General features: G+C 59.8%; 14 protein-coding genes. 10 read left to right on the top strand and 4 right to left on the bottom strand.

Annotated features, from left to right (window positions below):
- Nucleotides 1–4: 4 nt before the first annotated feature.
- Nucleotides 5–166, top strand: a complete 162-nt coding sequence (locus tag VGG64_30125; protein ID HEY1603897.1) for a hypothetical protein — start codon at nt 5–7, stop codon at nt 164–166.
- 178 nt (nt 167–344) lie between these two features.
- On the opposite strand, the gene VGG64_30120 is transcribed toward VGG64_30125, so the two are convergent.
- The 3 genes from VGG64_30120 to VGG64_30110 all read right to left on the bottom strand — a co-directional run bounded on the left by VGG64_30120 (nt 345) and on the right by VGG64_30110 (nt 3,350).
- Nucleotides 345–1,388, bottom strand: a complete 1,044-nt coding sequence (locus VGG64_30120; GenBank protein HEY1603896.1) for a polysaccharide deacetylase family protein — start codon at nt 1,386–1,388, stop codon at nt 345–347.
- Between the two features lie 198 nt (nt 1,389–1,586).
- Nucleotides 1,587–2,225: a DUF1080 domain-containing protein gene (locus tag VGG64_30115; GenBank protein HEY1603895.1), complete on the bottom strand. Its 639-nt coding sequence runs from the start codon at nt 2,223–2,225 to the stop codon at nt 1,587–1,589.
- Nucleotides 2,226–2,522: 297 nt separating this feature from the next.
- Nucleotides 2,523–3,350, bottom strand: a complete 828-nt coding sequence (locus VGG64_30110; GenBank protein HEY1603894.1) for an MBL fold metallo-hydrolase — start codon at nt 3,348–3,350, stop codon at nt 2,523–2,525.
- A gap of 233 nt (nt 3,351–3,583) precedes the next feature.
- Here VGG64_30110 and VGG64_30105 point away from each other — a divergent pair, with 233 nt between their 5' ends.
- From VGG64_30105 to VGG64_30075, 7 genes are all read left to right on the top strand, one after another.
- Entirely contained in the window at nt 3,584–4,390 is an 807-nt protein-coding gene (locus VGG64_30105) for a ThuA domain-containing protein (protein ID HEY1603893.1), read from the top strand.
- A gap of 145 nt (nt 4,391–4,535) precedes the next feature.
- The gene (locus tag VGG64_30100; protein HEY1603892.1) at nt 4,536–4,895 is read left to right on the top strand and encodes a helix-turn-helix transcriptional regulator; all 360 of its coding nucleotides are present in this window, start codon (nt 4,536–4,538) and stop codon (nt 4,893–4,895) included.
- Complete coding sequence (locus tag VGG64_30095) at nt 4,873–5,586, top strand: hypothetical protein (protein ID HEY1603891.1); 714 nt, start codon at nt 4,873–4,875, stop codon at nt 5,584–5,586. The genes VGG64_30100 and VGG64_30095 overlap by 23 nt, the downstream gene beginning before the upstream one ends.
- 291 nt (nt 5,587–5,877) lie before the next feature.
- Entirely contained in the window at nt 5,878–6,783 is a 906-nt protein-coding gene (locus tag VGG64_30090) for an alpha/beta hydrolase (protein HEY1603890.1), read from the top strand.
- A 119-nt stretch (nt 6,784–6,902) separates the two neighbouring features.
- On the top strand, nt 6,903–8,219 hold the full coding sequence (locus tag VGG64_30085; GenBank protein HEY1603889.1) for a PQQ-binding-like beta-propeller repeat protein: 1,317 nt from the start codon (nt 6,903–6,905) through the stop codon (nt 8,217–8,219).
- Nucleotides 8,220–8,305: 86 nt separating this feature from the next.
- Nucleotides 8,306–9,337 (top strand): DUF3500 domain-containing protein, encoded by a 1,032-nt coding sequence (locus VGG64_30080; protein HEY1603888.1) that lies wholly within the window; start codon nt 8,306–8,308, stop codon nt 9,335–9,337.
- Nucleotides 9,338–9,471: 134 nt separating this feature from the next.
- A complete protein-coding gene (locus VGG64_30075) occupies nt 9,472–10,074 on the top strand; it encodes a hypothetical protein (protein ID HEY1603887.1) in 603 nt (200 codons plus the stop codon).
- 83 nt (nt 10,075–10,157) lie between these two features.
- On the opposite strand, the gene VGG64_30070 is transcribed toward VGG64_30075, so the two are convergent.
- Nucleotides 10,158–10,394 carry a hypothetical protein gene (locus tag VGG64_30070; GenBank protein HEY1603886.1) on the bottom strand — a complete coding sequence of 79 codons (237 nt, stop codon included), beginning with the start codon at nt 10,392–10,394 and terminating at the stop codon, nt 10,158–10,160.
- A gap of 596 nt (nt 10,395–10,990) precedes the next feature.
- Here VGG64_30070 and VGG64_30065 point away from each other — a divergent pair.
- Nucleotides 10,991–11,926 (top strand): glycerophosphodiester phosphodiesterase family protein, encoded by a 936-nt coding sequence (locus tag VGG64_30065; protein HEY1603885.1) that lies wholly within the window; start codon nt 10,991–10,993, stop codon nt 11,924–11,926.
- 167 nt (nt 11,927–12,093) lie between these two features.
- Nucleotides 12,094–14,670, top strand: coding sequence for a c-type cytochrome (locus VGG64_30060; protein ID HEY1603884.1), 2,577 nt, complete (start codon nt 12,094–12,096; stop codon nt 14,668–14,670).
- Nucleotides 14,671–14,732 lie beyond the last annotated feature (62 nt).

Raw genomic sequence — 14,732 nt, 5'->3', positions numbered from 1 at the left:
GTCCGTGGGGGACGGCATCATTCTTAAAGACGGCACCCGCGCCAGGCCACAGGTCAACGAAGGGGACCGGGTGTTGTTCAACGACTACGCCGGCACCGAAGTGCAATTCAACATGGAAGAGTTGCTGATCCTCAACGAGACCGAAATCCTGGCGATCCTGAAGTAGTATGGCGTCACATCGTGTGACGGTACATCTGGCTTGTTAGTCGCCAGGCTCTCTATGCGCAAGCCCTGGTGGACGACGCGCCTAGCAGCTTTGGGAGCACCCCAGCGCGCAATGACCTACGGAGATTCGTGATCAATGCTGCCGCACCCGGCCGCGCACCTCAAGGACGCAGGGTGTTCTAACCGCCGGCCTTGTTGGTGGCTGGCTCCTTCTTGTCGAACCGGCGCATGATCTCTTTCCAGTTCGTGAACAGGATTCCTTCCCGTTCGAAGAAGGCCAGTACAGCAGGGTCGGAGAACATCTGCGCCTCCCACACGCGTTGCTGCCAAGAGCCGGTGATGGCCTTGAGCCCTTCGGTTTGTACCGAGGGGTGGAAGATGATCTCGGTGATGCCCGGATCGAACGAACGGACCAACTCGAAGAATTTCTCGCGCTTCTCTTCGTAGGTTTTACCCTCGGGCGCTGCCCAGAAATCATCCAGCTTCGGCAGCTTGTAGTCGGTCAGTATCTTGTTGCCGGCTTCGCTGACCGGATAGCCCTGCTTCTTGAACTTCGCCATCACCTTGGGCGTGGGCTCGATCGCCATGGCCGGGATACGAAACTCTTCGGCAACCTTCAAATAGACCTTGGTGTAGTCCGGCCGCGCGAAAAGCGTGCCCATGTGCGTATCGATATGACTGGGGCGCGTGCCGCGGGCGATAGCGCGATTGATTTGCGCTCGGATTTCCGCTTCGATCTCTTCGGGCTTGGCCGCCAACACCACCGACTGCACGGCACGCCACAGGTAACCGTCGTTATCGATTAAACCGGGGACTTTCGCCCGTTCGGCCACGGGACCCCAGCGATACCATTTCCACTCGCTCGTCAGGGCCAGGTGCAAACCCAGGTCGTAGTCGGGATTCTCGATGTACCAATTCGCCATCTCGTTGTACCAAGGGCACGGCACCATCAAGGCGGCCGACTGAATGTGGCCCGTCTTGAGATAGGCCTTGGCAGCTTCGTTGGCTTCGTAGCACATGCCGATATCGTCGGCGTGCAAAATCAGCACTTTCTTGCCGGCAGGGTAACCCAGCTTTTCACCCCACGTTTCGGCGCGCACCATTTGGACGACGGCCACCGATGCCAGACACGCCAACAAGCCCACGATCACGCTGCGGCGAATGAAATCGCCCCACACACGACGGGATAACGACGCGGGCAACGAATCAAGATCGAGTTGCATTTCGAATGGATCCTTTGGCAAAGGTGCCGGCCAAGAAACCGCAAGGCGTGAGGCGGGGACGCTTCAGCGATCCGATTCTGGGCAGCCCGGGGGCGCACGTCAAGCATCGACGCCGTCGCCGACGCTCTCTGACATCCCAGAACCGGACATTACGAACACGGCGATCCACGGATCGGCCGTGTGACGCCCCTGAGGCGCTCACTTACCCTTGGGCGGGAGTTCCATGACTTCGACCTTGCGGATCGAGACCTTGCTACCGGGATCGTGTTGTTGGAAGGCAAAGTGGCCTTCCTTGAACGTTTGGGCAAAGTCGAGGTATTCGTAAAGTTCGTCGTCATTGACCGTGATCTTGATGCGCGTCATCGGCCGGCCGCGCCACACGTCATCGCGGACAACCAAGTCGTAGGTGAACCAGGTGTCGGGTTCGACAAGCCGCTTGTAAACGTGACAAAATCCGTATAGCGATCCAGTACGGATTGGGTCGTTGTGCGTGCTATCGATTTGCGCCTCGTAGCCATCAGCAAAGCCCGGCTTGCGCGTCGTGCGGAAGTACAGGCCTGAGTTTCCTTTGTCATTGATTTTGATCTCGGCGCGGTAGCGGAAGTTCTTGTAGGGGCCCTTTGTCGAAACCAGCATCGATGCGGGGCCGGAGCCACTAATGGCACCGTCCTTGACTTCCCACACGCTCTTCTCGTTGCCGACCTTCTCCCACCCGTCCATTGTCTTTCCATCGAACAACGAAACCCAATTCTCTTCCTGAGCGTTGGCTTGGCCGGTCGAGAACGAAACGATTAAAACCGCGGCCGCGAACGAGAACCAGCGAAGCGCAACTCTCATCGGTTATTCCTCATCAAGACAGGGCGGCAGATATTCAGAATCGACACGGGGACTGCGAACCACCTTACATCCGCGGTTTCGCACGTCAAGCGACCAGCCGCTATGCACCCCAACGGAACCCCCTCGACCCCAGCGACCTAAGGAGGGCAACCTCCGAAGTCCAGGACACCTCGCCCGATGCTGGGGTCGCCGCAGACCCAGGGCAAATCTCCCAGCGACGATGCCCACACGATTGGCGGACGAATGGGCAAAGGATCCTCGCAAATGGCAACCCCCTGGGATTTCCAACCAGAGCAGTTAGAGACCGGCTGGCAGTTCGATACCGAGTTTCGCGAGATGGGCATCCAGCGCATGCCGCGCCAGGGGCATCGCCGACGATGCAGCATCATCGTACGCCTGGGCCAACAACTGGTCGAAAGTCGTGGCTCCGGCCGCGTAGGCACGCTCGATTTTTGCTTCTCGCCACAGACGATGTTCCAGCTGACGCTGGATCAACTCGCGCGGCTGGTCCGACGGTTGCCCGTGCGCGGGAACGATCATCTGGCATTCGACGGCAAGCAAACGTTCGAGGCTCTGTAAAAAGTGCGACATGTCTCCGGCGTATTGGCGAGAAACGACAATCGTGCCCGGATTCGCGACCATGTCGCCGGCCAACAGGACGCCCGTTTGCGACTCTAAAAAGCACAAATGGCCTGGGTCGTGACCTGGCGTATGGAGGCACTGTAATCGACACTGAGGGTCATGTTCAGAGGTTAAGACATCGCCGTCATTCAAAAAACGATCGACCGCAAACGAGACCTGAGCAGCGGCGGCCTGGTGGCCCATGATCGGCACGTCGTACAAACGGCGGAGATACTCGGCACCGGCGGTATGGTCAGGATGAGAATGCGTCAGCAATACGGCAACGACCCGGCCGCCGCGATCGATCAACTGATTTACGCGATCGGTCACCAGGCACAGTTCGGCAGCGTCGCTCGCGCCAGGATCGATTACATACAGATCCCAGTCTCCGACAAGAATGCAATTGGTATGTGTGGCCGGAGGAATGGTCGCGCTGCGAACCGGCACGATCGTAATACCGCGACGAACCTCGAACGAATTACTTTCGGCCGAGTCCTGTTCCATCGCCTGTCTCCCGTACGGCAGATTACCCAAACCAATGATATTGTTGGCTGATCTCGCGTCTTTTGATACTCGGTCAATGCAAAGCTCCGCACAAGCACGGCGGGGGAAAATCGCCACTTTCCTTGCGTGACGACAATCGTGGCGTCAGCGTATAATCGCGACTGCCCATAAAACAAACGCCCAATCGATCGAACGTACCGGCCTCATTCGACGGCTCCGAAGGAGACAAAGATATGACCACGCGGATTGTCCTGGCTTTTGCTGCGCTCCTGTTACTGTCGAGCGTGGCAACCTCGGCGGATAAAAAGCATCTTTTGTTGATCGGCCAAAAACGAGACAATCACCCGCCGACCACGCACGAGTTCATGGCTGGCCTGCGCGTACTGGCCAAATGCCTTGAGCCTTTCGACACGATCGACGTCCGGACGATCCAAGCCGACGAACCTTGCCCGGAAGCAGCGGACTTGATCCGTCGATCCGACGCCATCGTGTTGTTTGTCTGTGAAGGCGCGCAATGGATGGGCAACGACCCACGCCGTCAGGAAGCGATCGCACAGCTCGCCGCCCGCGGCGGTGGGCTAACGGCATTGCATTGGGGCATCGGCTGCCGAGAGCAGCAATTCGTGGCCCCGTTCACACAACTATTTGGTGCCTGCCACGGCGGACCGGACCGCCGCTACGAGAAGCTAGACACACGGCTGCGCCCCGCGGATCCGACGCATCCGATCGCGCGGGGACTCGAGCCGATCGATATCCACGACGAGTTCTACTTTCGCCTTAAGCGCCCGCAAGGCGATTCCCAGCCGCAGGCGCTGTTAACGGCTGCGATCGACGGGCAAGACGAAACCGTATCGGTCGCCTGGCAACGTCCCGACGGCGGACGCTCGTTCGGATTTACCGGCCTGCACTTTCATGACAACTGGCGACAGCAGTTTTACCGGCGCCTAGTCACCCAGGGCGTGCTGTGGACGCTGAAAGTCGATATCCCAACTACGGGAATAAACGTCGACGTTCCGGAAGATGTGCTCAAGCTGGAGTGATCAGTACGAAGCTGACGTGCAATCACGCCTGCCGGGTCCTTCCCGCCGCTTTTGTCCTGCGTTTCGCGACGCATTTCATGTCTCATGCAACGTCATGAGAATCTGATCTTGGCATACCTCAAACTTTGAGGTACAAGCCCCCAGCATGAATACGAAGAAGACGAATCCGGCATTTCTGAACGGCGTGCCGGAGATGCTGATCCTGCAACTGCTCGACGAGCGCCCCATGTATGGCTACGAGCTGGTGCAGGCCATTCGCCGCGCCACGGGCGATCGCCTGGAGTTCGGCGAAGGCTGTGTGTATCCCATTTTGCACCGACTCGAAGCGCAACAGTTGCTGGCTGCCCAGCGGCAAGCCGTAGCTGGCCGCGATCGGGTGGTTTACCACATGACTCGTTCAGGACGCCAACAGCTCGCCCGCAGCGTGCTCGATTGGCAGCGTGTCGTGGCGGCGGTGGCCGAATGCTTGCAAGGAGGCGAGCGTGTACGACCGAAGCTGGCTTGACGAGCTGCACAAGCAGCTGACCCGCAGACGTTTGCCGCCGGCGTATGTCGCGCGGCTTGTGGACGAATTGTCGGACCATGTCACCGATTCATTGGAGGATCAGATGAGCACGGATGCTCTCCAGTCCCGTAGCGTTTTCGATCGTTTGGGCGCGCCGCACGAAGTGGCACGACGGGCGGACAACGAATTTCGGCAGCGTAGTTTCTGCGGCCGGCACCCGATTCTGATGTTTGTCGTGCTCCCGTTGGTCGTCATGGCCGCGGCGACGTTCGCCAGTGTGCTGGCCGTGATCGCGATGGGGCAGCTTTGCAAATGGATCGATCCGGGGATCTCGAGCGATCGCCTCTCGCCGACGGCCGTGGGGGGCATGCGACTGTTCTGCATCAGTACGTTGCTTGCGCCAGCGGGGCTTACCGCGGCGTTCTTCGCTTGGATTGCCGCACGAGGAAATGTATCGCAACGCTGGCCCATCGTCACTGGCGCCATCCTGGGCCTGTTGGCCGGCGCAGCGCAGCTCGACATGCAGCTGTCAGCGGTCCCGGGTCGGAGTAGCCTCAACCTGGGCCTGGGATTTAGCACGGCCCTGGCGGAAACGATTTTTCAATTGTCGAAGTTCGCCGTTCCTGTGCTGATTGGCATGTGGATTTTCTCGCGCGGCACGCGTCGCCGGGCCAGCATGATCGCCTCGTAGTGATCGCCCCCGGCCGAGCCAACCGATGCCTCGGCCGGGGGCCGTTCTGGCGGACCGGCAGGGCTGTTAGCCCAGCAGCGGGGTACGCACGCGCGGCGTCTCACCGATTGACCGGCTGCAACCGGTCGCCCACAATAGACGCGTTCTATCCGAAGCGGGTCCAACACTGCGGCGGCGTACGCTCCCTCGCCATCACGCATTGCTTCACGCGCTTGTCCGCCGCCAGCAAGTACGCGACAGCGAGTGGACGTATCGCATTTCACGTTTCTGTTTTTGACAAAGGAAGCTGCCATGCCTCGCCGGCTTACGCTCCTGGTTGTTGCCCTGTTGTTGGCCTGTACTTCGAGACTGGGTGCTGACGATCGGTTCTTCCTTTCCGACGGGGTGAAGATTCACTATGTCGTCGAGGGGGAAGGCGAACCGGTGTTGTTGATTCATGGGTTTGCGGCCAATCTCGGCGTGCAATGGGGTGTACCCGGCATCATCAAGGACCTGGCCAAGGACTACCAGGTGATCGCGATCGACAATCGCGGGCACGGCCGCAGCGGCAAGCCGCACGAGCCGGAGAAATACGGCGTCGAAATGGTGAATGACGCCGTCCGTTTGCTCGACGAAATGAAAATTGACAAGGCCCATGTCGTGGGCTATTCCATGGGCGGATTCATCACCAGCAAGCTGGTGGCGACGCATCCCGAAAGATTGATCACCGCCACCCTCGGCGGTGCCGGCTGGGCACAAGCAGATGACGAACGCCTCTCGTTCCTGAAGACGCTGGCCGACAGTCTCGACGCCGGCAAGGGGATCGGGCCGTTGATCCTTGAACTGACGCCCGCGAATCGTCCTAAGCCAACCGAGGAGCAAATCGCGGGCGTCAACCAGATGTTGATGCTGACCAACGATCAAAAGGCGCTGGCCGCGGTGATTCGTGGCATGACCGGCCTGGCTGTTACTAAAGAGCAGTTGGAAAAGAACAAAGTGCCCACGTTGTCGCTGATCGGCGAGATCGATCCGCTAAAGGCGGGCGTCGATGAGCTAGAGAAATATATGGCCAACCTGAAAGTTGTCGTCATCGACGGGGCCGATCACATGACGGCCTTCGGCAATCCGCTGTTCCGCAGCGAGCTGCGTGATTTCCTCGCGGCGCATGCACCCGCAGGCGCGAAAAAGCCCGTGGCTGCGTCGGCGGGAGGAGAATAGTCCGCCCGACCTGACGAGTTGCGCAAGCAGCGCACGCGGTCGCTGGTCTCCCCTCGCCGCAAAGCTGGCCCTGCCCATCGAGAGTCCCTCCCAAAAACGCCCTACCCGCGGAGTCCTGCATGACACGCTCAACCGCGCTGTTGCTGCTGTCGATCCTTTGCATTGCAGCGGTCCAACCAGCCAGCGGCGATGAATGGCCGCAATGGCGAGGTCCGACGCGCGACGGCGTATGGCGTGAGTCGGGCGTCATGGAGAAGTTCCCTGTCGCACAGAATACTCCGGCGGAACAACTGCCCGTGCGCTGGCGAGCACCGATCTCGAGCGGTTATTGCGGCCCCACGGTCGCCGACGGGCGCGTTTTTGTCATGGACCGACAGGACATGCCCCAACAGATCGAACGGGTTCTTGCCTTCGATGCCGACACGGGCAAGCCGCTGTGGTCGTACCAGTACCACTGCGAATACACCGTGCAATACGTGGCCGGTCCGCGGGCTTCGGTCTCGATCGACGAAGGGCGCGCTTATGCTCTGGGAACAATGGGGCACCTGCACTGTTTCAACGCCGCCGACGGCAAGATTCTTTGGGTCAAGGATCTAAACGAGCTATATAAGATCCGCATGCCTATCTGGGGCATCTCGGCCTCGCCGCTGGTGGACAAGGACCTGGTGATTGTGCAAATCGGCGGCGAGGACAACGCCTGCCTGGTAGCGTTCGACAAGCAGAGTGGCGAGGAACGTTGGCGCGCGCTCGATGACCAGGCCTCGTACTCGGCCCCCATCATCATCGAGCAAGCTGGTCAGCGCGTGCTGGTTTGCTGGACTGGCGACAGTGTGGCCGGGCTCGATCCGGCCACGGGCAAGGTCTATTGGCAGCATCCGTTCAAGCCGACCCGCATGGTCATCAACATTACGACGCCGGTGGTGGACGGAGATCGCTTGTTTGTCAGCTCGTTTTACGACGGCTCTTTGATGCTCAAGCTTCTGCCCGACCGCTTGGCGGTGGAACCGATCTGGCGCCGCTTAGGGCCGGATGAGAAGCAGACCGATACCCTACATTCGATCATCAGCACGCCGTACATGACGGGCGACTATGTATACGGTGTCGACAGCTACGGCGAGCTGCGCTGCCTGGACGCGAAAACGGGAGACCGGATATGGGAAAGCGAGGCGGCGGTGCCACGTGCCCGCTGGGCCACGATCCACATGGTGCGCAACGGCGAGAATATCTGGATGTTCAACGATCGGGGTGAATTGATCATTAGCCGGCTGTCTCCCCAAGGATTTACCGAAATCAGTCGCGCCAAGCTGATTGATCCCACGACCGAACAACTCCGCCGCGGCGACGGGGTCTGCTGGTCGCACCCTGCCTATGCCAACAAGCACATTTTTGCTCGCAATGACAAGGAATTAGTCTGCGCGAGCCTGTCTGCGAAATAGATACATCGCCAGTCACGTCCGAGTTACCGCGGTGCGTGGCAGTGACATACCGAACCGTAACCGGCAACTGTGAGGAATATTCAAGCATGCGATCCAAGTTCATCATCGTGTCCGCACTACTCTTGCTCGTCGTCGGCGGTGGCTGGTTGGCTTTCGAGCTGACCGATCCGGGGCCGAACATGGTCACTGGCGCGCAAGGCTTTCTGGCGTCCCTCACTCCCGACCAGCGCGCCACGGCAACCCTACCCTTCGACGACCCAGCTCGACTCGATTGGCATTTCATCCCCAAGCCGCAACGCAAGGGGCTGCAAATCAAGCATATGGATGACGCCCAGCGGTGTGCCGCGCACAAACTAATGGAAAGCGGGCTAAGTCATCTCGGCTACGATAAGGCCACGACAATCATGGGCCTGGAAGAAATTCTGCACGAACTTGAGAAATCGCGTACAGACTCACCGATCCGTGATCCCGAGCGATATTACTTCACCGTATTCGGCACGCCGGATAGCGACGGCCGCTGGGGTTGGAGCGTCGAGGGACATCACTTGTCGTTGAACTTTGTCGTCGACCACGGACGGATAGCCGCCACAACACCAACGTTCTTGGGCGCCAATCCGGCCGAAGTGAAAAGTGACTTCGGTTCGAACAAGAAGGGACTGCGGATTCTCAAGCCCGAGGAAGACACCGGCTTCAGGCTGCTGGCTTCGCTCACGCCCGAGCAGCGCAAAAAGGCGATTATCGCCGACAAGGCGCCCAACGATCTTCGTGGTGCAGCGCTGCCGAAGGCGCCCAGCGAATCGTTGGGAGGTCTATCGGCCGCCGAAATGAACGCCGACCAGGTCGAGCTCATGCGGGGAATTCTCAAGGCGTATACTGACAATATGCCAGCCGCGGTGTCGAAGGCGCGCCTCGACGCGATCCAGCAAGCGGGCCCGGAAAAGATTCAATTTGCCTGGGCCGGCGCCGATAAGCCAGGCATCGGTCACTATTACGTCTTGCAAGGCCCAACGTTCGTGATCGAGTTCGTCAACACGCAGCCCGATGCCGCGGGCAACGTAGCCAATCACATCCATTCGTTATGGCGTGACGTGCCAGGAGATTTTGGACAGGGACTATGATCACTCTCAGTCGACAAGCCATGATGCGCTTTCGCGGCTTCACGCGTACACGTGCGATATTCTTGCCGTGCTTGGTCGTATGCGCTTCCGCGGCTGGCTGCGGACAAGATTGCAGCGGCCCGGATGAATGTCCTGTGATCGCCGCGCCTGCGGCCGATCATACGATCGATCCGGAATTCGCGCATCAAATCCATCTCGTCGCTGACGGGGTCGCCGATGAGATCGATTTGCCCGACGTAGAGCTGCGCGATGAAGATCTGGCGCGACTGCGCACTCTGAAACAGATCCGCGTGATCAAGCTGCCAAGGGCCGCGGTCAGCGACGCCGGAATTGCCAGCCTGGCGGCGCTTGACGAGCTCGATACCCTGGTACTCGGCCGTACGTCGATAACTGACGCGGGACTGGCACTGCTGGCCAGCATGCCTCGACTGCGCGTGCTCAATCTTGCAACCGCAGAGATCACGGGAGCTGGCCTGACGCATCTTGCGGCGCTCAAGCAATTGGAACTACTCCGCATCGGGGCATCCCACATCGACGATGCGGGCTTAGCGCATCTGGTGGAACTGCCGGCGCTAAAGTTCCTGATTATCGAGAATGCGCCGATCACGGATGCGGGGATCACGCAGCTTTGTACGATCACCGGGCTCGAGTCGCTGTACGTCGAAGGGACCAAGGTCACCGACGCCGGTGTGGCAGAACTGCAAAAAAGTCTGCCGAACGTCCACGTCCATTGGTGACGGCGCTGCGGTTCAGCGGCAGAAGGACGACATCGGCCCGCGGCGGATTATCTCATGCGCCGTCGCTCGAGATGTGGTGAATCCTACGGGGCTGCAGGCGCAGGGGCCGCAGGCATTGCTTCACCCTTGCCGCCAGGTTGAAGTGCCTCGTTGTCCGACAACACATAGATGCCCATAGCGATCAGCATCAACACCACGATCCACAGACGCCAGTCCTTGTGAACTCCGCGTCGTTTGTGAGCCCCGTGCTGGTGTCCCTGCGGATGACCATGGCCGTGCTCATGCTTTTCCTCATGAGAATGATGCTCGTGATTTGTCATGCGGATAGGCTCCGGCCCTGAAGTCTTTCGGTGCAGTTTGAGGTGTATGCATGGGAGGGGTGCTACCTCCCCTGCTTAAGCAGCGGTAGTCATCTTGGGTGTTTCCAACCCCCTCTATCGATCCGCGACCAAAGCGGCAAATTTGGTTCTCGATCGTAGCCCGCAAACGTATAGCGGGCAAGACGACTCGGTTCGCTGATCTCGCGTAACGTCTCCGTGGTATCCCCATTCGGTCTCAAGTTATAGCGCTCGTTGGACACGTCGCATTCAACGTTGGCCGAGCTTTCTAATTATCTGCGCGCAAAAAAAAGAGCCGCCAGGTGGGGCAGGAACCTGGCGACTCAGGAGCGCCCCGAAGGGCGACGTCCCACCGCAAAATGTATCAAGATCCCCCCCGGATGTCGACCCACCAAGCGCACTTGTAAGATCTGTGCGGACCAGGCACTCTTGGTTCATCGCTCAAGAGACCCGCGCGGCTTGCCCTAAGCAGCTCGCGGTCGACCCTGGAAAGCGGCCCCGCCAAGCGTTAGTTTAGGAGGCGTCACACACACCCTCCTCGACGGCGCGCCTTGCCGCACATGGCCCTCGGCTACCCTATGAAGCTGACAATCGCGGCCCTCCGCCTTTGTGTTCTGGCAGCGGTGCTTTTGCCGTCGTCGATTGCGCGATCCGCCGAGACGAAGGCCGGAACCAACCAGAAACTGGTCATTGCGCACCGGGGCGCTAGCGGCTATCTTCCCGAGCATACGCTCGAGGCCTACGCCCTGGCCTATGCCCAGGGCGCCGATCTGATCGAGCCGGATGTTGTGCTCAGTCGTGACGGCGTTCTGGTCTGCAACCATGACATCCACATGGGGCCAACCACGGACGTCGCCGAGAGGTTTCCCGATCGCCGGCGTGCTGACGGGCGGTACTACTTCATCGATTTCACCGTGGCCGAGTTAAAGACGCTGGCCGTCAAAGGCCGCAATGACGCGGCCGAGCCCGGATATCAAATTCCCACGCTTGCCGAAATGCTCGCCATGATCGCCAGGCTGAATGAGCGTGCCGGCCGCGCGGTGGGGACGATTCCCGAGCCCAAGTCGCCCGCCTGGCATCGCGAGCAGGGCCAACCGATCGAAGCGAAGTTGCTGGAGCAATACGCGGCCTTGGGTTACACGCGGCGCACCGATCCGGTGATTGTTCAATGCTTCGAGCTCGACAGCTTGCGGCAGATGCGCAACGATTTGAAAACTGATTTACGGTTGGTGTATCTACACGGGCAATCGCTCGATGATCGCAGCCTGGACGAACTGGCGACGTTCGCCGATGGAATTGGGCCGTCCGCCAAACTGATTGAGAACAATGGCCAATCGATCGCAAACAACTCATTAGTCCGACGGGCGCACGAGCGTCGGCTGAAGGTTTACCCCTACACGCTCGGCAAGGACGAGGCACCGACCCAGCGTTTTTTTTGGACCTATGACGTGGATGGGTTGTTTTCCGACTTCCCCGATGTGGCTGTGCGTGCCCGAGCTGCCGGAGCACCATAGAGCCACACATGGACAGCTCGCGGTCGTCAACTTGGCGATGTCGCGGGGCCGATCTCACCGGGAGCGTAGGCCCGCTGGCAACGCGATTTGCGACATGTTATCGTCGGACGGTATTGACCGCAGCTGTGTCGCAAGCCCGCCCACACCCCACCGCTCGAAAGAACCTTATGACGCTCGCGAGAATCTTCGTCGTCGCGCTCGTTCTGATTCCCAGCTTCGTGTTCGCTGCCGACGACGTTAAGAAGGACGTCGGCAGCCCGAAATCGGACCCCAAGCATGCCGATCCTGCCGGCCGGATCCATGCCCCCAAGGGATTTCAAGTCGATTTGCTCTATTCGGTACCACAGGACAAGGAAGGTTCCTGGGTCAATATGACAGTCGACCCCAAGGGCCGGCTGATCGTGTCGGATCAGTACGGCAGCCTGTATCGAGTGACTCCACCTCCGGCCAACTCCAAGGATTTGGCACCGAAGATTGAATTGATCGACGTACCGCTCGGCGAGGCGCATGGTCTGTTATGGGCGTTCGACAGTCTGTACGTTATGGTGAATCGAGGCAAATTGTTCGAGACCGGGTTGTATCGCGTGCGCGATACCAATGGCGATGATCAACTCGATAAGGTCGAGTTCCTGCAAAAGATCGAGGGTGGCGGTGAGCATGGTCCGCACGCCGTGGTTCTGGCGCCGGACGGCAAGTCGCTGTATATCGTGGCCGGCAACAATACCCGACTGCCTCCGCTGAACAACTCGCTCGTGCCTCGCGTCTGGGGAGAGGATGCGTTGCTGCCGTACATGGTCGACGGCTCGGGCTTCATGACAGGCGAAAAGGCTCCTGGGGGTTACATCTGCCGCATCGATCCCGATGGAAAGCAATGGGAATTGGTGTCGATGGGCTATCGCAATCCCTTCGACATGGCGTTCAATCGCAATGGCGACTTGTTTACTTACGACTCGGACATGGAGTGGGACGTCAGTACCCCCTGGTATCGACCCACGCGCGTGCTGCACGCCACCAGCGGCAGCGACTTCGGCTACCGCAACGGATCGGGCAAATGGCCTCCGTATTACATCGATAGTCTGCCGCCGGTCGTCAACGTGGGCCCAGGTTCGCCCACCGGAGTAACGTTTGGCTATGGGGCCAAGTTTCCGGCCAAGTACGAGCAGGCCCTGTACCTGTGCGACTGGAGCTACGGCAAGTTGTATGCACTGCACCTGAAACCTCAGGGGGCATCGTACGGTGGCGAATTAGAAGAGTTCGTCGCTGGCACGCCCCTGGCGCTGACAGACGTCGTCGTCAATCCGCACGATGGCGCGATGTACTTTCTCGTGGGGGGTCGCAAAACTCATTCGGGCTTGTATCGCGTCACCTATCGGGGCGACGAGCCCACCGCAGTTGCAGCGCACGCCGAGGCCTCGGCCGCTGCTGATGCCCGCGCCTTGCGGCACGAGCTCGAGGCATTTCACGGCCACGCCGATCCCAAAGCGGTGGAAGCGGCATGGCCCTACTTAGGGCATCCCGACCGCTTCGTACGATGGGCCGCGCGGGTGGCGATCGAATTCCAGGATCCGAAAACCTGGCGCGAGCGGGCGCTGGCCGAGCGATCGAATCCAGAGGCGACCTTGCAAGCCTTATTGGCGCTGACGCAGGTCTCTGTGCAGGATGCGGCCCATCGGGCGAAGGATACGCCGGCACCCGATGCGGTGCTCGGCGAGCAAATACTGACGGCGCTCGCCCAATTCGACTGGAAAAAACTCGACTATGCCCAGCAATTGGACCTGGTGCGGGTTTACCAGGTTGTAATGAATCGCTTCGGGCGGCCGAGCGATAAGACCATCGCGCAGCTCGTAGCAAGATTCGACCCCTGCTTCCCGGCCAAAGGACGCGAACTGAATACCGAGCTTGCGCAGCTTCTCGTGTACTTGGAGGCGCCTGACGCAGCGGCCAAAACTGTCGCGCTGCTGAATTCCGCGCTCACCCAGGAAGAGCAACTCGACTATGCCAAATCGCTGCGCGGACTGCGCAGCGGCTGGACGCCCGAGCTGCGCAAGGCCTACGCTTCTTGGTTCGTCAAAGCGGCGGATTACAAAGGCGGCAACAGCTTCCGCGGCTTCATCAACAACATCAAACGCGACGCGACCGCAGGCTTGAGCGATACAGAGAAGGCTGAGCTGGACCAGCTCTTCGATGCCAAGCCGTCGGAGAAGCCACTGGTCGCCGTCGCCGACCGGCCGTTCGTCAAGAACTGGACACTCGATGAGTTGACCGCACTTGTCACACCCTCGACACTGAAGGAACGCGACTTCGATCGTGGGCGCTCGCTATTCGCCGCCACGCGCTGCTTTGCCTGCCATCGCTTCAGTGAAGAAGGAGGCGGACTGGGTCCTGACCTCTCCAGCGTCGCCGGCCGCTTCAGCGCTCGCGACTTGTTAGAATCCATCGTGTTGCCGAGCAAGGTGATTAGCGATCAGTACGAGGCGGTAACAATCGCCACGTCCGACGGACGCGTAGTCACCGGGCGAATCGTGAACCTCAACGGCGACGACCTGATGCTCAGCCCGGACATGTTCGACCCGAATCATATGACGCGTGTCAAACGAAGCGAGATCGAGGAGATTACCAGGTCGCCGGTTTCACTGATGCCGGAGGGTTTGCTCAATACGCTCAAGGATGACGAAGTGTTGGATCTGATGGCCTATTTACTGTCGCGCGGCGAACGACAGAATGCGATGTTCGCACCTAAGTAAGCGGTCGCAATTCGTTGGTATGCTCCGCGTGCCGGTGGCCAAACGGATGCGCGATCCTGGGC

The sequence above is a fragment of the Pirellulales bacterium genome (assembly GCA_036490175.1).
Taxonomy (GTDB): Bacteria; Planctomycetota; Planctomycetia; order Pirellulales; family JACPPG01; genus JACPPG01.
This window is presented reverse-complemented; position numbering and strand designations above follow the sequence as displayed.

Coding starts and splice junctions, on each gene's coding strand:
- VGG64_30100 (HEY1603892.1), top strand. CDS start 4,536: ATGAATACGAAGAAGACGAATCCGGCATTTCTGAACGGCGTGCCGGAG.
- VGG64_30115 (HEY1603895.1), bottom strand. CDS start 2,225: ATGAGAGTTGCGCTTCGCTGGTTCTCGTTCGCGGCCGCGGTTTTAATC.
- VGG64_30120 (HEY1603896.1), bottom strand. CDS start 1,388: ATGCAACTCGATCTTGATTCGTTGCCCGCGTCGTTATCCCGTCGTGTG.
- VGG64_30085 (HEY1603889.1), top strand. CDS start 6,903: ATGACACGCTCAACCGCGCTGTTGCTGCTGTCGATCCTTTGCATTGCA.
- VGG64_30105 (HEY1603893.1), top strand. CDS start 3,584: ATGACCACGCGGATTGTCCTGGCTTTTGCTGCGCTCCTGTTACTGTCG.
- VGG64_30070 (HEY1603886.1), bottom strand. CDS start 10,394: ATGACAAATCACGAGCATCATTCTCATGAGGAAAAGCATGAGCACGGC.
- VGG64_30080 (HEY1603888.1), top strand. CDS start 8,306: ATGCGATCCAAGTTCATCATCGTGTCCGCACTACTCTTGCTCGTCGTC.
- VGG64_30065 (HEY1603885.1), top strand. CDS start 10,991: ATGAAGCTGACAATCGCGGCCCTCCGCCTTTGTGTTCTGGCAGCGGTG.
- VGG64_30110 (HEY1603894.1), bottom strand. CDS start 3,350: ATGGAACAGGACTCGGCCGAAAGTAATTCGTTCGAGGTTCGTCGCGGT.
- VGG64_30060 (HEY1603884.1), top strand. CDS start 12,094: ATGACGCTCGCGAGAATCTTCGTCGTCGCGCTCGTTCTGATTCCCAGC.
- VGG64_30090 (HEY1603890.1), top strand. CDS start 5,878: ATGCCTCGCCGGCTTACGCTCCTGGTTGTTGCCCTGTTGTTGGCCTGT.